Raw genomic sequence first — 17,798 nt, 5'->3', positions numbered from 1 at the left:
AGCGGATGGGGTACCGCTTGCTGATCCCGCCGCGCAGGGGTGCCCCAGGGTCTCCCATCCGGCGGCGGCGAAGCGCTGCGTTGCGTCCTGTTCGGTATCGGTCAGACGGTACTGGGGCGGGTGTCCAAGGGCGAGCACACAACGCCGTGCCCGCACCGTCAACTTGCACGACCGAGCCCGCCGGGGACGCCCGCAGTGTCACGTTGTCAGGTGCGTCGGTAACTGTCCACCATGCCGCCCCAGCCGCCCTTGGGCCCCTCGAAGTCGAGTACGAGTGCTGAGCCGTCGAGGTCCACCGTCAGGTGGCCGAGGCCGCGCAGTCCGTCCTGGCCGCCGAAGCTGTCGTCGCCGCCCTCGCAGGTGTAGGTGATGGTCGCGGACTCCTGACCGTCTCTTTCGCCGGGCACGAAGGTGCCTGTGCACGAGAGCTTGGGGCCCTTGGCCGTGGCCCGGCCGTTCGCGATGGTGAGCGTGTCCAGGCCTCTGGAGCAGCCGACCCACCGGGCCAGCAGCAGCTCGTCCGCCTGCCGGCCGAGAGCGTGCCGGGCACAACACCTTGGGCAGTCCCTAACGGAGTGGCAGCAGCCAGTGGGCGTCGTCCCGGTAAGCCGTCGGGGAGCAGGTGAATTCCAGGGCGGTCGATCCCGGCACCACGTTGGCGTACATCGTCACCGTCACCGTCTGGTGGGGTGCGAGGCTGTCTGGGAACCAGGGGTGGGTGCGGTCCCATTCCGGGCTCATGGGTCCGTGGGGAGGGTTGCCGCTCGGCAGGAGCTTCTCATCGTCGTGGATGCCGTTCCAGGCCAGGTCAACGGGTTTCTTCTGCGCGTTGACGTACGTCACTGTGAACGCGTAGGTCTCCTCGCCCTTCCTCAGGTCGCAGTCGCCGGGCAGGTTGGGCACGTGGCGGGCCTGGCCCACCGTCACCGTCAGGCCGTCCCGGTAGCGCGCCGTCTCGTCCGGGCCCAGCGGGGCCTCGTACACGCCGCCCCGCGAAGCCAGTTCCTGGCGCGGGTCGCTGTCGTAAGCGTGGGACAGCCCGTAGATGAACCACGCCGTAAAGCCGAGGCTCACCACTGCCACGGTCGCGCCCACAATGAGGCCGATGAGCGCCGGGAGGCGTTCATCCGTCTCCCCGCGCTTCACCCTTCCCCGCCCGATCACGCCGTAGACCGTCGCAGCCAGGCCGAGCACGATGGCCAGGGGAATGCCCCAGAGCGTGCTGGCAATCATCACGCCCAGCAAGGCCAGCACCAGCGCCGTCATTCCATCGCCATTGGGCGACTTGGGCATCAGGGCGGGAAGGTCGGCGGGGGGCTTGGTCTTCATGCCGTGATCACATCGCGCGGCAGCACCTGCCCGGGAGCGCCCGCTCGCTCAGACGGGATGAGTACGCGTACTCATCCCGTCATTGTCGTACTGGCGTACGGTATTTGCGTGATCACGCCAACGGTTCGCGTGAGCCTGACCGTCCCGTACGAGGGGGAACCCGAGATATGACCATGCCGCCGCCCGAGCAGCCACCGCGGCCGGTCCCGCCGTATGCGCCGCCGCAGCCGTGGGGGTACCCGCAACAGGGGTACCCGCAGCAGCATGCAGGGTGGGCGCCGCCTCCGCCGCAGCCCCCGCGCGGGCGTGGCGCGAAAATCCTGATCGGCTGCACGGTGACGGTCGTTGTCCTGGGGACCCTGGGCCGCTACGTGAACTCCATGAACCACAGCGACGAAAGCTCAAGCTCCCATGCGGCGGCCGGCGCCTCCGACCGCTCGGATGGCAGCACCTCCAGCACTCCGGCTTCCCCTGCCGCGCAGCGCTACAAGCTCACGGTGCCGCACACTCTGATCGACGGCCAGTACACCCTGGACAAGGACATGACCCAGACCATGGAAGACGGGATCAGCTCCGAGCGTGACGGCGCGAACGAACACAACATGCACGGTGCAGGGGGCCAGTACACGGACGCCTCCGGCGCTTCCGGAACGCTCCAGGCCGCGGGCCTGTACGGCACCATCGACGACCCCAAGCGAGCCATGCGGAGCATGTTCCGGGGAATGAACGAGAACCCGGGCGTGGAGGTCACCACGCCCGCCGAGGACCTCACGCCTCCCGGCGTTCAAGAAGCCGTCGCCTGCGAGGAGTTCGCCTACACCCGGCCCGGCCAGACACAGGCGGTTTCTGTACCCGTGTGCGGCTGGTCCGACCACAGCACCGTAGTAACCGTGTCCATCCCCGACGCCCCCTCACCCGTCAGCCTCGATGCGCTCGCGAAGACCACCGCCAAGGTGCGCGACGAGATGCGCGTCCCCGCGGTCTAAGCGGTTTGGTCGAAGTCGAGTGCTGACCCTTTGGGCTGCCAAGGCACCTGCCTGGGGAGGTGCGGCAGGATCAGCACCGCACTTCGCCGAGGCCGCTTATCCCTGGCCGGGCAGTGGCCGTCGCGCCATCGTGACGGTCTGGAGGAGCAGTTGCGCGAAGATGTGGGCCGTTTCCGCGTGCGGTGCGGGGTTCGGCAGCGGGCCCTCGGCCGGCGGCACCGGTGGCAGGCGGACCACCGTCGGGGACACGGGCGTGGGCGGCAGGGGACGTGTGCTGTCGACGGTGTGCATGTCGGCGATGAGGCAGGTGACCTCGCCGTCGCAGTCGCGGCCGATCCAGACCGGATACGAGCCGTCGCCTGCGCCGCTGGGGAAGGCGATCGCGTTGGCGCCGGATACGGGGTCGTGGAACTGTGGGCAGGTGACCTCGTCACCGATGGACTCAGCAAGATCCATCGCGGCGTCGGGGTCAGCGGCCAGGGCGTCGCGCGCGGCGAGGTCCAGGAAGGCGGCGGTGCCGGAGTCGACGCCGAATCCGTAGTACTCGCCCTCGCCGAGCAGGCGGATCTCCTGACCGGGGAGGAGCGCCTGCTCCCAGGCAATTGTGGGCCGTCGGTCCCCGATGCGCAGCATCGCCGCCGTGATCTCCTCCCAGGCCAGCTCCTCACCGTGCCACTCGCCCCGTCGCTCCACCTTGCCCAGCACCAAGGGGTACGTGCCCGGCGGCACCATCGCCGTGAAGGGCTCGTCGTCCGCCGAGAGCGAGGTCGGATCGGCCACGATGACCCGGCCCGTGGGCAGCCGCAGGATCCCCGCCCCCTCGGGCTCGACGACCGTCACCGGGCCGTCGTAGGACTCGAAGCGGCTGCCGGGGACGAACAGCGCCTCCAACTCCCCCGGGGCCAGCGGCGCAGGCGCACTCCACAGCGGGGAGCCGTCGGGCGAACCCGCCGCCTCCGGCACAGGGGCGGGCACCAGCGTGATGGGGCCGGGCAGGCCCAGCAGGCCGGCGTCGGCGTAGCGGGTCCAGCCACCGAAGTCCGCAAGGAGGAGCGTACGGTGCTCCTCGGGTATGTGCGCGATCGTCTCGAACATGCCGTGGTGCTCCAGGCGCCGCCGGGCACGCCCGTCCGGCTTGATGTTGAGGGTGAAGTGCACAGCCGGTTCGGGACGTTCGGCCTCGTCGGGCCCGCGGTACAGCCACTGGCGGTGGCGCCGCAGATGCAACAGGCCGCGCCGCAGCTCCACGTAGTCGTACTCCCGTTGGCGCCTGCCGTGCACGTCGAACAGGAGCAGGCCCACATATCCGGCACGGCCGGTGATCCGCAGCTCGGCCAGCGGTCGGCCAGCCACGCGCAGCAGGACGGCGTACGGATCTCCGGCCACGTGGCGTCGCAGGGCCTCCTCCTCGGTCATCGGGCCGATGATCGCGCGGCTGCGGGCGCACCACCCCTCGCCGTACATGACCTCTACCGCACTCGCACTCATGTCACAACCGTCCATTTTCGTTCACTTTCGGCGGCTGAACCCTAGAGGCAGCCTCTGACAGCCCGCCTCCGCAGACCAGCCCGGCCCGCCCGATGTGCCCTGAGCGGTCTCGGTGAAGTGCGGTGCTGATCCTGCCGCGCCACCCAGGCCGGCGCCTTGGCAGCCCGAAGGATCAGCACTCGATTTCGATCAACCCGCTTAGAAAGCCCTGCTCAGGGAACATCGTTGGGCTGCAGGGATGTCCCGGTGGCTCGTTTAGGGTGGTGATCCGGCCGTGAGGCTGGATGAGTGCATGTCAGATCTGGGTGGGAAGGGCGGGGTGGCGATGCGAGCGCATCGGCCGGCATCAGCAATCGTGGGGGCCGGAGCAGTCCTGACGCTGCTCACCGGATGCAACGGTGTCACCCAGAGTGCGCCCAAGGCGTCGAGCACGGCGGCAGCCTCCAAGGGCAAGGCTCAGACGCTGGCTGTGCAGACGACGGGGCATGCGGCGACCTGGACCGACCGCGACAAGCACGCCCACACGATCACGGTCACCCCCAAGAGCCTGGTCCGTGCCGCCGCATCGGACCTGGACCACGTCCGGCTGGACGACGACGATCTCAAGGGCAAAACGCCGTACTACCTCACCGTCACCTACACCAACACCAGCAAGGACACGCTGGCCCAGCCCAGCATGTCCACGAACCTGGCGCTGGTCTCAGCCGGCGGCACGCGCGCCAAGAGCGTCATGGTCATGAACAACCCGACCCTGGGGACTGCCGGCCAGGAGCTGCCGTGCACCAACGGCGACCCTGACACACTTCCCGCCGGCGGCACGGCCGAGGCGTGCACCGTGCTCATGCTCGACCCCAAGCTGACGCCCGCAACGGTCGCCTACGCCGACGACAGCAGCGACACCGTCCTGTGGAACGTCGGCGACGGCAACAGCAGCAATAGCGGCCTGCTGCCACCGGGCACCACGGTCGATGCCTTCGCCGAGGACCTCGACAAGCACCAAGTCCCCATCAAGGTCACCCCCAAGAGCATCCGCCAGGGCAGCCTCGACGACCTGAGCAACGTCAAGCTGGACGACCGCGACCGCAACACCGTCCCCTACTACGTCACCGTCGAATACCGCAACATGGGGCAGTCCAAGCTGCTGCCGGTACTCCAGGACAACCTCACCCTGCAGACCGCCGGCGGACACGAAATCCCGAAGATGACCCTGCTGTTCGGAGAGCCCGGCGTCGAACCGTGTCCCGGGCCCGCCCTGCGCACACGGCTCGAACCCGGCGGCACCCTGACCCAGTGCACCATCCACATGATCCCCAAGGGCGACCGCCCCGCCACCATCAGCTACCAGGGCAGCGGAACGGGCGACGAAGAGCACACCTGGCGCGCCGTCGGCAACACGAACCCGTAAGTGCTACCAGTCGACCGTTCCATCGCCGGGGAGCATCGGTGCATGGACTGGCTCGATGTGACCGCGGTCGTTGTGGTGCAGCATTGCCTGAGCGACGCAGTGGAGCCATGCGGCCAGGCTCGGCCAACCGACGAAGCAGGCGGAGTCGTCGTGGGCCGCCAGCCCGAGGTGGTTGTGCCACTGGCCGGGTCCGGCGTCGATGAAGTGGTCGTCGCCGTCGCTGCCGGCGAACGGGACCCAGAGTGTTCCCCACCATGGGTCGTCTTGCTGATCTGGGTCATCGGCGTCCCAGATGCTCATCCGCATGTTGCGGATCTCGACGATCGTCTCCGTGGAGTACAGGGGGCCGCACGGTAGGACTCCGGTATAGGCATCGTCCCCGTCGTGGCACAGCAACGACTCGCGCAGATCGGCGGGAAGTGTGAATCCCAACTCGGTCTCCGCCTCCTTGATGGCCTCGGGCGATGCGGGCGGACGGAGCTCGGCCAGGCTCGATGGTGCGTTCTTCGCCAGCCAGGCGTCGATGACGTTCCAGGACTCGGTCACCGAAGCAATCACCGGGCTGATGCCGTTACGCGGGGGTTCGATCACATGGGCCGTAGCCTCCCAGAACGCTGTGACACAGCCAGCGTCCATGGGCCGTCTGTGCCGACCCCTCGTGCCAAAGGGCCAAGTGGTGGTTCCTCGATCCGGGTAGTCAGCCGGGACCGGGCCGGCGCCAGCACGCCTACGCCACCGAGGGCACGAGCTGGGCGCCGGAGCAACAGCCAGGACTGATGGTCGGCTCGGCACAGCTTGACCTGTCCACCCGTGCGGCTGAAGGACGTACGATCACCGGCAAGGCGGGGTCGTAGCACAGAGGTAATGCGCCGCGATGTCCTCTCGGAGGACGCCGGTTCGAATCCGGCCGCCCCGCCCCTTCCCGGCACGACGCCCACCCCTCCGCCACAGCGCAGTCACGCGAAGCCGAAGGCTGCGGCGCTCCGCGCCGCAAGGCCCAGCTCCGGTGCTGAATTGCTACCGGTACGCCCGGCCTATGTGCTAGTTGGTCGCCGCGCGTTCAGCGGACAGGAGCGAGACAGAGCGTGTGACCCGTCGCGCTGTACTCGGGGTAGGCGATGTACGGGATCTCCGGGCCGTCCGCCGTGCAGGTCTCGTCCGGGCTGGTGAGTTCCTGTGACACCCGGTACTGGCCGGGAGACGAGCCGCAGACGACCGCCTCGAGGTCCTGGCGGGGCCAGGCGGCATTGTTGCGAACGCAGTTGCCGACGGACAGCTTGGGCGGCTTCGAGTCGTCGGCCAGCAAGCCGATCACGATCAGCAGCGGCACGGCCAGGAGGACCAGGGCGAACGGGAGGGTGACCACCAAAGCCGCCGGGCGCAGGAGCACCCGCTTGCCAGGGTCCAGCGGTGGTCGCCAGCCCGCGGAGGGCGGGCCGAGGCGACGGAACGCACGACGCGGCCCCAGCACATTGGCCAGGACGGTGAACGGAGTGATCACCATGGAGAGCGGGCCCCACCACCCCTGCGCGAGGGTGTCGGCGGTCATCCGGCGGTGCAGCGATGTTCCGCACGGGCGGCAGAACGTTCCCGATCGCCTCAGGAAGCGCATGAGGACGACCATTCCCTGATGTCCCCGCACCGTGGCGCCGACGGCCGGCATGCCGCCGCATATCTCGCACTGCAGCGCTGCGCCGAAGGGCGGATGCTGCCCCCAGGCCGGAGCTGCTGGGTAGGCGCTGCCCTGGGGGTACGGCTGCCCGTAGGACTGGCCGGCGTATGGGGGTGGCGGGGTGGTCATGGAACGTCCCTGGGTGATCGGCAGTACTGCCTGTGTACCCTAACCGTGGCGGTGGTGGTGGCCAGGCCGCCTAGATGATTGATTCCAAGGTCAGTTGCCGTTCCGTGCATGACGACGCTTCCTGACGTGCTGTTCGTAGCAGCGGGTGCAGTAGCCCTTTGCCCGGTGTGGTCGGCCGCAGCCGGGCACAGTGCAGGCCGTCCGACCGTAGGTCTGCGGCCCTGGGGTGGTGCGGCCGGTGCGGTACTGCTGGTAGTAGTGCCGGGGGCACAACCCCTTCGCCTTGATCTTGGTGTTCGGGCAGTCGTCGACTTCGCATCTCCCGGGAGGTTGATGGCTGGTTGTCGCGGCTGGCCGAAGCGGGCTCGTGCCGCTGTCTGCGGTGCTGGGCTGTTCGCGCTCCAGGGGCTTGGCCTTCTTTGTGGAGAGGGCCTGCGCCACGGCTTTGTCGAACTGCGGGTCCTGCGCTCGGAGTCGGCAAACCCGTCCGCGGTTGACCCCCGTCTGCCGGTATGCCTTGTCGAGTGAGTTGCCGGAGCGGAGCGCTTCCAGGATGGCCCGTTTCACGTGCTCGGCGACTCGGAGGGCTTCGTCGGCTCGGCGGGCACGTTCCTCCGGGCCGACGCCCTTCTGGCGTTTCCGCCAGTCGGCGCCGTAGTGAGTGATGCATAAACCACGTGCGCTCTGGGGTTTGTCGCATCGCGGCGTGCTGCAAAGAGGGGCGGCGCGCTTCGGTTTCGGTGTGGCCAGGGCCGTGACCACGGCAGTGTTGAACTGCGCGTCGTCCATGCGCAGCCGGCGGACCGTCCGGTCGGTGACGCCCACCTCCCGGTACGCCAGGGCGATATGGCCGGCCCTTCAGCTTGGAGATATGCGAGGAGGGATAGTGCAGGTCAGTCGACCGGGGAGACTCGGATGAGGTTGCCGTCAGGGTCCGTAATCACGAACGTGCGGCCGAAGACAGCATCATGCGGCTCCTGCACAACGTGGACCCCCTTCGAGGCCCACCTCGTGAAGATCTCGTCAATCGCCTGCGATGGCCCCGGCACCATGAGTCCGATCTCTGTCGTACGAGGGAGGCTCGGGACCGCGTGCTCGCTGTAGCCCGTCCACAGTGCGAACAGGACACCGGGGGCAGCTTCGAAGGCTACGTAGTGGGGACTGGTGAAGGTCGGTTCGATCTCGAACAGGTCGCTGTAGAAGGCGGTGGCGGCCTCGGCGTCGCGGACGCCGATCAGGAACAGGTTCGGTGCGGGCATGGAGTGCTCCTCAACTCGTTGATTTCTCGGTCCAGCACCCAGTGGATCACCCAATCGCGACGGAACCTGTCACCTTTTCTGAGAACATGGGTAAGCATGAAGGCTTCAAGGCTCCTGCATCTCCTGCTGCTCCTGCAGACCCGTCAGCGGCTCACTACCACGGAGCTCGCCGCGCGTCTTGAGGTGTCCCGGCGGACTGTGCTGCGGGACGTCGAGGCGCTATCGACAGCGGGCGTGCCCGTCTATGCCGAACGTGGGCGGAACGGCGGGATCGTCCTGCTCCCCAGTGCACGGCTCAGCGCATCCCATCTGGAACCACCGGAACTGGAGGCCCTTTCCGTGGCCGGCTTGGACAGCGCACTACGTGAGCGAATGGGCCTCACTGCGGCGTGGGAGTCGGCCGAGCGCAAGATCGCCGCCCGCCAGGCTGTAGCACCTGAGTCGCCGAGCCCGCTGCGGCTGGCTGACCTTGTGCTTGTCGACAGCACCGCGTGGTTTGCTGCCCCCGAGGCAGCGGTCGAAGTATCGGATCTGGCCGCGACCCTGCGACACCGGCGACGCCTTCGAATCCTGTACCGGCGCAGCGCCGAGAGGCAGGCTTCGACACGGGTGGTCGACCCGTACGGGATCGTGGCGAAATCAGGTCGTTGGTATCTCGTCGCCGATGACCAGGGCGACAGCCGGCTGCTCGCTCTGGAACGACTGTCGGCCTTCGAACAGTTAGACGCGCCAGCCGTGCTCCAACCAGGCGAAACCCTCCGCACCAGATGGGCCGTGTTGAAGAAACGCACTGAGGAGCAAGATCGCGTGAGCGTGACCATCCGCCTGCCGGAAAAGGGTCTGGACCTGGCGCGGCGCATCCTCGGCACCCGCATCCACCATGTCTCCGACGCGGAAAATGGCTCGTGCGTCGTCGTCGTGCGCTACCCCGACATCGAGTCGGTGCGTCAGCTTCTTCAGTTCGGCGACCACATCGAGGTGCTCGCCCCTGAGACGGCCCGCGCACGCATCAGTCAGCTCGCCAGGGACCTGGCTGACAGACACTCAACCCCCGCATCGTGATTGCCGATCAGGTCCCCTGTTCTCAATCGATGTGCCCGGTCAGTACAGCTAGTGCTGCGCCGCGGAAGTTCGTGGAGGGGCGTTGATCAGGCGGCCTTGAGCGGGGTGCCTTCGTAGGTCCATCGGTAGGGCTTGGCGGTCTCGTTGTGCCCGATGACGTATGCCTCCAGCTTCCCGATCAGGTCGTCGCGGTTGGCGAAGTTGCCGTGCCGCACGGCCCGGCGGGTCAGGGCGGAGACGAACAGCTCGGCCTGGTTGAGCCAGGAGGCGTGCGGCGGCGTCCAGCGGACGTGCCAGCGCGGACCGCTACGCCGAGCAGGACGACGCCGATGGAGTGCAGGTGCGCCAGGACGATCAGCAGGCGTACCGCCCGCAGGGGCCCGGACCGCACCGTGGCCGGGAGGCCGGCCACTGACTGCACCCGATGCCGCGCACCCGATGCGGTGGTGCGCACCGGCGATGCCCAGCATCCACGTGGACTCCACGGGGTAGGAGTGCCCGACATCGTGCGGGAGTGCGCGGCATCGCCAGCGACAATGCCGCGCATCTGGGTTTCCCTTTGACCACGGCCCGTGCCAAGGAGAAACGCGCCGTCCCATCGCATCGGTGCGCACTCACTCCCACGGTGGGGTGAGCGCGCGGGCCGCGTCCTGTATGCCCCGCACCTGGTGGGGGCGTTATCCGCAGGCTCGGTCCTTCAAGGTGGAGAGGCTGACGTCAGAAGCTGCACACGACCAGGCCAGCGGTGCCTCCGCCGATCACTCCGAGGATGCCTCCGGGGATCGCGCCGACGCCGGCACCCAGGCCACCCGTGACCGCTCCGGCGATGCCGGTGCCGATGGTCCACTGGCCCACGCATTTCGTCCAGTCTCGGGACTTCTTGAAGTCGTCGAACTCCTTGTCCGAGCAGGTGTGCCCGTTGGCCTTGGCGCAGTCCTTGCGCAGATCCCCGTCGGAGCGCATGGGTCGCATGGCCGAGCGGGTGGTAACGGGGAAGGTACCGGGCCCCATGGTGACGGTGGGGAGTGTCTCACTTCCCTCGAGGGTCTCGCCGGTGGCGCCTTCGATGGTCTGGGTGAGGGTGCTGCCGTCGGCGGACAGCTCGAGCTTGTAGGCGTGCCGGGTGCCGTGGGTGTCGGTCACGGTGCCCGGGTGCATCCGCATGACGGGGCGGCCCTGGGCGTCGGCGACCACGGCGCTGTCCGCGGTGGTGGTGAGGTGGGTTCCGGCCGGGAGGCTGAGCTTCGCGCTGGTGGTGGTGGCCAGGGTCTGCGCGGCGGGCTCGCGTGCCGGACTGGTATTGCCGGTGGGCGGGGTGGCGCTGGTGCTGATCGCGTACATGGTGGAGCCCGCCTGCGAGTCGACGACGGGAACGGTCACCGTTGCGTCGGTGGTCCAGGGCTGACTGCCGGTGTTGAAGGTCCAGGTGCCGGTTACCTTCTTGCCGACGGCTGCGAAGTCGACCCAGGCGTAGTGCTTGTCCGGGACGGTGGCGACGATGCCGTTGACGGTGGTCGAGTCGGAGGTGTAGGTGACGCCTGCCGTCAGCTGGGCGGAGACCATGGCCTGAAGGGGTACGGAGACGCCGACGCTCGTGCCGATGGAGGAGCTGAGGGTCTGTGACCAGCCGGAGTGGTAAATGACGGTGAAGAGCTGGCTGGCCCTGTCTCCGGTGCCGTTGTACCAGACCGAGGAGGCCTTGACGCGGGGCAGTGCTTGGGGCTCACCCTCGGACTTCTCGGTCCATGAGCAGGTGGAGGTGTCTCTGGCGCACAGGGCCGCGTAGTAGTCGGTGGCCAGGGCGCGGGCCTCGGTGGCCTTGGACGCGGGAAGTTTCCATTCCTGGGTGGGGGCGCCGTTGCAGGTGTTGGGCTGGGCGAGGATGCCCCACAGGTGCAGGCCGCCACGGTTGTCCATGCAGTACTCGGTGCCGGCGGCGTCGTCGCGGCGGGCGATGGCGAAGGTGTCGGGCTTGCCGTCGATGGGGCGGAAGTGCCATTGCTCGCCGTCCTTGCCGCAGGACTGCTGGGTGGCGGGCTGGGTGGCGTATATGCACTTGCCGGAGGAAGTGTTGGCGATGTTGAACTCGCCTGGTTTGTCGAGTTTGATCAGGCGCCAGTTGGTGTAGTTGGTGCCATCGGGGGTGACGGATATCTGGTTCGTGTCGTAGTTGCCGGTGGCGTTGAGGGTGCCGTTGGGGTTGGTGAAGGTGTAGTCGTCGGTTGCGGCGCTTGCCGGGGCGGCGGACAGGGCGGCCGCTAAGAGGCTCAGGGCGATGGCCGGTGCGGCGAGGGCTTTCGCGGCTCTTCTTGTGGTTCTGGTCATGACCGCCTTCTGTGCTGACTCTGTGTTATTTGTGGATCTCCTGTGCGCCCGATGAGCGTAGGGCGGCGGAATGGATTCCTGCTGAAATCCGCCATAGTGACCTAGGTCACTTCAACCTGTGGGTAGACCACCGTCCGGGCGGCGGCAGTGCCCGGGCCTGCGGGCAGAGACCAGAGTTTTCTCCCCTCTCCACTGGATGGGACGAACCGGGCTGCGAGGGCCAAACCCGTCTGAAGGAGCGGCCGCGATGACCACGCACCGACCACCGGCAGGCGCCGACATGTCGACCCCGGGGCCGTTGTCTCATCCGCTCGCCAGGGCTTGGCTCGCCACCAGTTCCCGGTACAGGGGGGACCGGTCCAGGAGTTCGCGGTGGGTGCCGGAGGCGGTCGCTGTGCCGTCGGCGATCATCACGATGTGATGCGCGTGCTGCACGGTCGAGAGCCGATGGGCAACGATGACCACCGTGCGGTCGGCTGCAAGCCGGTCCATGACCGCGCGCAGACGCTTTTCGTTGATGCTGTCCAACTGCGAGGTGGGCTCGTCGAAAAGAATGATCTCGGCGTCCGAGAGCAGGGCGCGCGCCAGGGCCATGCGCTGGCGTTGGCCCCCGGACAGGTCGTTGTCGCGGCCCAGGACGGTTTCCAGCCCGTGCGGCAGGGCCTGGATGTCTTCCAGGAGCCCTACGGTCTCCAGCACGGCGGTCAGTGAGGAGTCGTCGAACGGCTGGTGCCGGCCAAGCTGGAGGTTGTGGCGGACGGTGCCTTCCAGAAGACCGAACTGCTGGTCCACGTAGGCGATGCGGTGCCGTAGTTCATCAAGGGTCCACTCCCGGACGTCCCGTCCGAGTACGCGGATGGTGCCTTCGGTGGGGTGCATGAACCGCACGATGAGGGCGAGGCTGGTGCTTTTTCCCGCGCCCGACGGCCCGACCAGCGCCGTCAGGCCGGTGCGCGGAACGGTGAACGACAGGTGGTGCAGGACGGGTTCGCCGGCATAGGCGAAGGCGACCTTGTCGAAGACGATTGCCGCCTCGTCCTGCCTCTGCACGGCTGCCGCGGTCACCGCGCCGTCGCCCTCCTGGGGCAGGGCGAGCACATCATTGAGCCGGGCGCGGGCGGCCAGGCCGGCCTGCAGGCGTCCCATCCCGGTGGCGATGACCAAGGCGGGCTGGACGAGTTGCAGCAAGTACAGCAGGAACGCGGCGAAGTCGGGAGTGGTCAGCTGTGTGCCGGCGAGCCGGAAGCCACCGCTGGTGATCACCGATACGAGGGCCACCTGCTGTCCCAGGCCCATGACGGGGGCGATCAAGGACTCGAGCCTGGCAGCGCGCAGCGAGGTGGCTTGCACAGCGGCCGCTTCATCGCCGAGGCGGTCCGCCGCGTGCTGTTCCGATCGATGTGCCTTGATGGTGGTCAGGGCGGACAGGTGGGCGGTGAACTGCTGGGCGAGGACGCCGACGGCCTCCTGCTGGTCGGCGGTGCTGCGTCTGACCCCTTTGAGGACGAACGCGACGGCGATGCCGGCCACGACGAAGGACCCGGCGGTGACCAGGACCAGAATCCAGTCGAGTGTCGCCATCACCAGGAGCGTGAAGGCCACCGTGAGGGCGGCCAGCGGCAGTTGCACCACTCCGGTGTCGACGACCGCGCGCAGCAGCATGGCATCGGAGGTGATCCTGGCCACCAGGTCTCCCGTCCCCAAGGACCGCACGGTACTCACCGGAAGGCGCAGGGCATGGGCCATGACGCGCTGCCGGATCCGGAAGAGCATGTCTTCGCCCAGTCGGGCCAGCAGGTAGCCGGATGCTGCTGAGCCGGCCGTGCTTCCCAGTGCGGCGCCGCCCACCAGGACCGCCGGGGCGGTGATCGAACCGCCCCGGGAGTAGGAGCTGATGACCTCCTTCACGAGCAGCGGCGCGGCCAGGCCGGCCGCGGTCGCCACGAGAGCGAGGATCACTGCTGCGGCGAATTTCCGCCGCGCCCTGCGTCCTCGGAGAAGGTCCTGGCCGATGCGAAGGTGCTGCACAGTCGGATCAGTCCTCACGTGCCGGTCCGGTCAGCGGGCGTGCGGGCGGCGGGAGTTCGCGGGTCGCGCAGCGGTGTGCGGGCTGTGGCCGGCCGGTGACGGCCGTCACCGGTGTGCCCGGTGCGGGACGCTGAGGGTGGGCGTGTAGTAGCCGGGCGGATCGGGCTCGCCGACCGGCTGTCCGTCGGCCTCCACCCACGCGTGGGCGCGGAAGGGAGCGGTTCGTACCCCGGTGCACCAAGTGGGCCAGGTACCACCGAGCCTGCACAGCAGTGCGGTGGCCAGGGACCGTTGCAGGCAGCCCTGCCCGGCGCAGAGCGTGCTGACAGCGACGACATCGTCGCGGGCGGCCTGTGCCTGTCGTGTGTGTGCCGGTGCGGCGCCCATGCGGGCGATGAGCAGGACGGTGCGGATGCGTGCGGGCGGCAGCATGGCCAGCAGCCGGGCAGCAGCGACGGCGAGGTGCGCGGCGAGGCGGCGGCGCAAGGCAGGCGCGGCGCGCTTTCCCAGGGCGACGGGCGTGCTCATCGCTTGGTCAGCTTTGCCGTGTGCAGGGCGGTGAGCAGCGCGGTCACATCGGCCTGGGCCTGCTGCCCGCTGATGCCGTACTGCTCGCTCAGTTCACGGGCGGCGTGTTCGTGGGAGGCGCCGTTGAGCATCAGCTGCAGCACTCGCGCTCCGGTGGGGTTGAGCTGGAAATAGCGGCCGCGGCGCTGGTCGAGCAGCACGGTGCCGTGTTCGGTTTCAGTGGCGGTGACATGGGGGTGCAAGCTGAAGGTCACAGGATTCCTTCGAGGTCGTCGGCGGCCGGTGCGGTTCCTGGGGATCGCTCCTGGGCGGCGCGGGAGCGCAGCCAGACTTCGCACGCCAGGGTCGGTTCCAGGTCCCTGAGTGGCACGACGGTGGGGTGGGAGGTGCGCAGCACGTTCCGTACGGCCGCGTCGTCGACCAGACCGAGCCGGGCCAGCCGCGAGCCCTCGAAGAGGCTCAGCAGTGTGCGGCGGTGGCGGCGAAGGCCGTCATAGGTGTCCTCGTCGTAGGCGCCCTTGGTGGTTCGTTGCAGCATCGTGTCGGGGACCAGACCGCGCATGGCGTGGGCGAGCAGAGGCTTGTAGCGGTCGGGGGTGCCGCGTTCGTGCGGCCGCACTGCCAGTGCGGCCTCGATCACGCGGTCGTCGAGGTAGGGCGCAGCGAAGCGGATGCCGTGGGCGGCCATGAGCCGTTCGGCGTAGTGGACCGCGGCTCCCGCCAGATGGATCCTGTCCAGGGTCTCGTGTGTGCCTCGCCCGGGGGCCAGGGGCTCCGGGTGCTCCCCCGCCGTGCGCAGCAGCAGCTCGCGTGCCGCGTCGGCCGCCTTGGGCGTGGCCCAGGGGGGTATGCGGAGCATGGGTGTCCAGCCGGTCTGCGGAGCGAACGGCGAGGCGGGCGGGGCGTCGAGGCGGTTCGCGCAGTGGGCGAGCCAGGACGGGAAGTCGCGGGAATCGGCCAGCGCCCGCCAAGTGGCGCCCAAAGGCCATCTGGTCATCGCCCGGCGGCCCCGGACCGCGCGCACGGCCAGCCGGGGGTGTGAGCGCACCAGCGAATGCAGGTGGCTCGCGGGCGGGACGAAGATCTCGTCCCCGCCGTGGCCGCACAGATGCAGACGCGATCCGCGGTCCGCGGCCTGCCGGCACACGTCGGCGAACCGGGCCCCGGAGCGTACCCAGTGCGGAGGTCCGGCGGGGACGGTCATCCCTTCGCCGGTGTCGAGCCCGGCGAACATGGTGGGGGCCTGCTCGTACTCCAGCAGGAGGTGTTCCGCGTCGGGCAGTTGATCGGTCAGGCGCCGGGCCCACAGCGCGTCGTCACCGCCGCGGTCGAGCTGCGGGGTGCGGATGGTGGTCAGCGATGCGGCCTTGTCCGCGGCCAAGTGGGCCACGGCGCCCGAGTCCATGCCGCCCGACAGGTCGGTGCTGGCCGCGCCCGCGTCCTTCACCCTGTAGTGCACGGCATCCACCAGCGCGTCCCGCACGGCCGGGGCTCCGTCTTCCAGCGACCGGTCGGCGGCGGGTGGTGTCCACCATCGGGTGGTACGGGCGCGGCCTTCGGCATCGAGGACGAGGCAGTGGCCGGGGGTCACCTGGTGCACCTTGCGCCATACGGGCCGTTCGTTCAGCAGGTAGGACGCCGTAGGCGCGAGCAGGCGCAAGGCCAGCAGCTCGTCGTCGATGTCCGCTCCGATCAGCCTGGCGAGCGTATCGGGCCGGTCCGCTGCGACGGTGACGCCGTCGAGGCGGCTGTGGAAGACACGGCGCACGCCGGACGCCGTGCCCTGCACCCGCACCTTCCCGCCGGCCGAGGCGGCGAGATGAGCGCTGCCGCGCACCGTCCGGGCCAGGGCATCCACGGCGGACAGGTCCGGGCGTTGCCGTACGACCCGGTCGAGGTGGTCGGCGTCGGCCGGGCTGTGCCCGGCCAGCGCCACCCGTGCCCGTCCCGCGGCGGCGACGGTCAGTCCGCCGACCGGCCAGCGGCCGACTATCCACGGTCTGCCCGACGCGTGGCTGACCAGCTGTACGCCGGGCGCGTCGCACAACCGTCGCGCGGCGGCCTGGCTGCCGTCACTGTCGGGGAAGACTACGAACGAGACGTCGGTGGGCACGCGCATCCTCAGTCGTAGTAGCCGTAGGACTCACTGTGCTGGTGGCCGCTGCCCAGGGTGAGGTCGGCGAACCCGCCGACCTCCACCAACTGCGGCGTCTCGTACGCCTCGTTCTGTTCGCTGTCCCGCCGCTCCATTGGCGAAACTCCTTTCGAATCCATGGTTGCCCGTCCGGACTTTGAGTGCCGGTTGTGGCGACGTTCGAGACGAGATTTTCATGGCCACTACTGGGGAAACCCGTACATCCTCCCGCCGCTTTTCCCGCTAACTGCCGTGTAGCTTCAAGGGGTTGGGGGGCCGATGCCAGGGCGTGGTGCGTCACACGGACACCAGGCACCACAGCGCCCGCACAGCGCCGCAGGCGCGGACTTCACCGGAACAGTCCCGCTCACCGAGGAGACTCACGTGACCATCACGCCGACATCGCAGCGCACCCGACTCCTCATCAGGCAAGCCCGTGCAACAGCTCAGACACCGCTGGAACACCTGGACCAGCAACACTGGAACGAGACCGCGGTCACCTTCCAGCACCAGCTCAAAGCCTGCCGGGTCGCAGGGGCCTGCACGGAACTGCTGGAACGCCTCGGCTACCCGCAGCGGGCTGCGGCCCAACTTGTTCCCGTCCTCCACCACTTCGAGGCACTGGTCTACCGCACCGACGGCGACCTGGAGGAACACCAGCGCGGCGGAGCCGGCCCGAAAGGCGGCGGCCGGGAAGGGATCGACGCCATCCTGGCCGCCTACGGCCTGTCCCACGACACAGCCATCGATACCGAACTCGACACTCTCGTCCGGTACGCACAGACCGAGACCCGCATCATGCAGGGCCGTCTGCCGCTGACCGCCGAGCTCATCCGCGAGACCTGCTACAGCCGCTCGGCACACATCCGCCTGCTGCTGCGCTTCGCACTGCGTCTGGCAGACCTGTCAGTCGACGAGGAGTTCATGAGCCTGGCCCGGCACGTCTTCGCGCGGGACGAAGTCGTCGCGGACTGCGTCGGCTACGAACAGGACGTCCGTGACGACTCCTTCAACACCCTCCGGCTGCACGCTCACCTCCACGGACCACACAAGGCCGCAGACGCCCAGCGTGCTCTCGCCGCACACATCCTGCACGAACTCCACACCGGCCTCGCCCGCGCGAACCGCCCCGCCCTGGTGCGCTTCGGCAACGCCTTCCTGCCCCGCCCGGCCACCATCGGCGCCCGCCACCATACCCCCGACTCCCGAATGTCACTCGCCCGCCGCCTCGCACCACTCACAGCACTCCGGCGCCACACCTGCCGACAAGCCGGCCGTACCGCCCGACTCACCATGGTCGCCGTCCCCGACCCACGCACCGATACGCGTTTCCAGTGACGCACTTCAATCAGGACGGGCGCGGTTCCGGGCGCAGCAAGCGGTGCCCTCCAAGCGGTGCGCACACTGACTGAGGGGTCTGCTGCACGATCGGGTGACATCTGAACTGGCTTGC

The 17,798-nt window shown here is 68.8% G+C and carries 18 protein-coding genes and 1 tRNA gene; 5 read left to right on the top strand and 14 right to left on the bottom strand.

Annotated features, from left to right (window positions below):
* Positions 1-206: 206 nt before the first annotated feature.
* Entirely contained in the window at positions 207-407 is a 201-nt protein-coding gene (locus HG542_RS20685) for a hypothetical protein (protein WP_171083580.1), read from the bottom strand.
* 160 nt (positions 408-567) lie between these two features.
* Entirely contained in the window at positions 568-1,329 is a 762-nt protein-coding gene (locus tag HG542_RS20680) for a DUF4190 domain-containing protein (RefSeq protein ID WP_171083578.1), read from the bottom strand.
* A 335-nt stretch (positions 1,330-1,664) separates the two neighbouring features.
* Between HG542_RS20680 and HG542_RS20675 the strand changes: the two genes are divergently transcribed.
* A complete protein-coding gene (locus tag HG542_RS20675; RefSeq protein ID WP_171083576.1) occupies positions 1,665-2,315 on the top strand; it encodes a hypothetical protein in 651 nt (216 codons plus the stop codon).
* Positions 2,316-2,411: 96 nt separating this feature from the next.
* Here the strand turns inward: HG542_RS20675 and HG542_RS20670 are convergent, their stop codons facing one another.
* Positions 2,412-3,803: a DUF4241 domain-containing protein gene (locus HG542_RS20670; RefSeq protein ID WP_171083573.1), complete on the bottom strand. Its 1,392-nt coding sequence runs from the start codon at positions 3,801-3,803 to the stop codon at positions 2,412-2,414.
* A gap of 355 nt (positions 3,804-4,158) precedes the next feature.
* Here HG542_RS20670 and HG542_RS20665 point away from each other — a divergent pair, with 355 nt between their 5' ends.
* Positions 4,159-5,208: a hypothetical protein gene (locus HG542_RS20665; protein WP_171083571.1), complete on the top strand. Its 1,050-nt coding sequence runs from the start codon at positions 4,159-4,161 to the stop codon at positions 5,206-5,208.
* 3 nt (positions 5,209-5,211) lie between these two features.
* Here the strand turns inward: HG542_RS20665 and HG542_RS20660 are convergent, their stop codons facing one another.
* Entirely contained in the window at positions 5,212-5,799 is a 588-nt protein-coding gene (locus tag HG542_RS20660) for an SMI1/KNR4 family protein (RefSeq protein WP_171083569.1), read from the bottom strand.
* Between the two features lie 251 nt (positions 5,800-6,050).
* On the opposite strand from HG542_RS20660, the gene HG542_RS20655 reads away from it, so the two are divergent.
* Positions 6,051-6,125 (top strand) — tRNA-Asp (locus tag HG542_RS20655).
* 143 nt (positions 6,126-6,268) lie between these two features.
* Here HG542_RS20655 and HG542_RS20650 read toward each other — a convergent pair.
* The 3 genes from HG542_RS20650 to HG542_RS20640 all read right to left on the bottom strand — a co-directional run bounded on the left by HG542_RS20650 (position 6,269) and on the right by HG542_RS20640 (position 8,268).
* Entirely contained in the window at positions 6,269-7,009 is a 741-nt protein-coding gene (locus HG542_RS20650; protein WP_227728315.1) for an LppU/SCO3897 family protein, read from the bottom strand.
* Positions 7,010-7,099: 90 nt separating this feature from the next.
* Entirely contained in the window at positions 7,100-7,834 is a 735-nt protein-coding gene (locus HG542_RS34555) for a hypothetical protein (protein WP_218039062.1), read from the bottom strand.
* Positions 7,835-7,902: 68 nt separating this feature from the next.
* Positions 7,903-8,268: a VOC family protein gene (locus HG542_RS20640; RefSeq protein ID WP_046929261.1), complete on the bottom strand. Its 366-nt coding sequence runs from the start codon at positions 8,266-8,268 to the stop codon at positions 7,903-7,905.
* 96 nt (positions 8,269-8,364) lie between these two features.
* On the opposite strand from HG542_RS20640, the gene HG542_RS20635 reads away from it, so the two are divergent.
* Positions 8,365-9,330, top strand: a complete 966-nt coding sequence (locus tag HG542_RS20635; RefSeq protein WP_171083567.1) for a helix-turn-helix transcriptional regulator — start codon at positions 8,365-8,367, stop codon at positions 9,328-9,330.
* Between the two features lie 86 nt (positions 9,331-9,416).
* Here HG542_RS20635 and HG542_RS20630 read toward each other — a convergent pair whose 3' ends face one another.
* The 7 genes from HG542_RS20630 to HG542_RS20600 all read right to left on the bottom strand — a co-directional run bounded on the left by HG542_RS20630 (position 9,417) and on the right by HG542_RS20600 (position 16,461).
* Positions 9,417-9,815 (bottom strand): hypothetical protein, encoded by a 399-nt coding sequence (locus HG542_RS20630; protein WP_171083565.1) that lies wholly within the window; start codon positions 9,813-9,815, stop codon positions 9,417-9,419.
* A 232-nt stretch (positions 9,816-10,047) separates the two neighbouring features.
* Positions 10,048-11,655, bottom strand: coding sequence for an RICIN domain-containing protein (locus HG542_RS20625; protein WP_171083563.1), 1,608 nt, complete (start codon positions 11,653-11,655; stop codon positions 10,048-10,050).
* Between the two features lie 303 nt (positions 11,656-11,958).
* A complete protein-coding gene (locus HG542_RS35970; RefSeq protein ID WP_268256429.1) occupies positions 11,959-13,683 on the bottom strand; it encodes an ABC transporter ATP-binding protein in 1,725 nt (574 codons plus the stop codon).
* A gap of 105 nt (positions 13,684-13,788) precedes the next feature.
* Positions 13,789-14,211 carry a lasso peptide biosynthesis B2 protein gene (locus HG542_RS20615; RefSeq protein WP_171083559.1) on the bottom strand — a complete coding sequence of 141 codons (423 nt, stop codon included), beginning with the start codon at positions 14,209-14,211 and terminating at the stop codon, positions 13,789-13,791.
* Positions 14,208-14,465: a lasso peptide biosynthesis PqqD family chaperone gene (locus tag HG542_RS20610; RefSeq protein WP_171083557.1), complete on the bottom strand. Its 258-nt coding sequence runs from the start codon at positions 14,463-14,465 to the stop codon at positions 14,208-14,210. Before HG542_RS20610 ends, HG542_RS20615 begins: the two co-directional genes overlap by 4 nt.
* Positions 14,462-16,324 carry an asparagine synthase-related protein gene (locus HG542_RS20605; RefSeq protein WP_171083556.1) on the bottom strand — a complete coding sequence of 621 codons (1,863 nt, stop codon included), beginning with the start codon at positions 16,322-16,324 and terminating at the stop codon, positions 14,462-14,464. The genes HG542_RS20610 and HG542_RS20605 overlap by 4 nt, the downstream gene beginning before the upstream one ends.
* An 8-nt stretch (positions 16,325-16,332) precedes the next feature.
* A complete protein-coding gene (locus HG542_RS20600) occupies positions 16,333-16,461 on the bottom strand; it encodes an albusnodin family lasso peptide (RefSeq protein WP_171083553.1) in 129 nt (42 codons plus the stop codon).
* A 268-nt stretch (positions 16,462-16,729) separates the two neighbouring features.
* On the opposite strand from HG542_RS20600, the gene HG542_RS20595 reads away from it, so the two are divergent.
* Positions 16,730-17,683 carry a hypothetical protein gene (locus tag HG542_RS20595; RefSeq protein WP_171083552.1) on the top strand — a complete coding sequence of 318 codons (954 nt, stop codon included), beginning with the start codon at positions 16,730-16,732 and terminating at the stop codon, positions 17,681-17,683.
* Positions 17,684-17,798: the final 115 nt, after the last annotated feature.

It is taken from the genome of Streptomyces morookaense (assembly GCF_013030945.1).
In the GTDB taxonomy this organism is placed as follows: Bacteria; Actinomycetota; Actinomycetes; order Streptomycetales; family Streptomycetaceae; genus Streptomyces; species Streptomyces morookaensis.
This window is presented reverse-complemented; position numbering and strand designations above follow the sequence as displayed.

Coding starts and splice junctions, on each gene's coding strand:
- HG542_RS20625 (WP_171083563.1), bottom strand. CDS start 11,655: ATGACCAGAACCACAAGAAGAGCCGCGAAAGCCCTCGCCGCACCGGCC.
- HG542_RS20640 (WP_046929261.1), bottom strand. CDS start 8,268: ATGCCCGCACCGAACCTGTTCCTGATCGGCGTCCGCGACGCCGAGGCC.
- HG542_RS20680 (WP_171083578.1), bottom strand. CDS start 1,329: ATGAAGACCAAGCCCCCCGCCGACCTTCCCGCCCTGATGCCCAAGTCG.
- HG542_RS20600 (WP_171083553.1), bottom strand. CDS start 16,461: ATGGAGCGGCGGGACAGCGAACAGAACGAGGCGTACGAGACGCCGCAG.
- HG542_RS20635 (WP_171083567.1), top strand. CDS start 8,365: ATGAAGGCTTCAAGGCTCCTGCATCTCCTGCTGCTCCTGCAGACCCGT.
- HG542_RS20650 (WP_227728315.1), bottom strand. CDS start 7,009: ATGACCACCCCGCCACCCCCATACGCCGGCCAGTCCTACGGGCAGCCG.
- HG542_RS20615 (WP_171083559.1), bottom strand. CDS start 14,211: ATGAGCACGCCCGTCGCCCTGGGAAAGCGCGCCGCGCCTGCCTTGCGC.
- HG542_RS20670 (WP_171083573.1), bottom strand. CDS start 3,803: ATGAGTGCGAGTGCGGTAGAGGTCATGTACGGCGAGGGGTGGTGCGCC.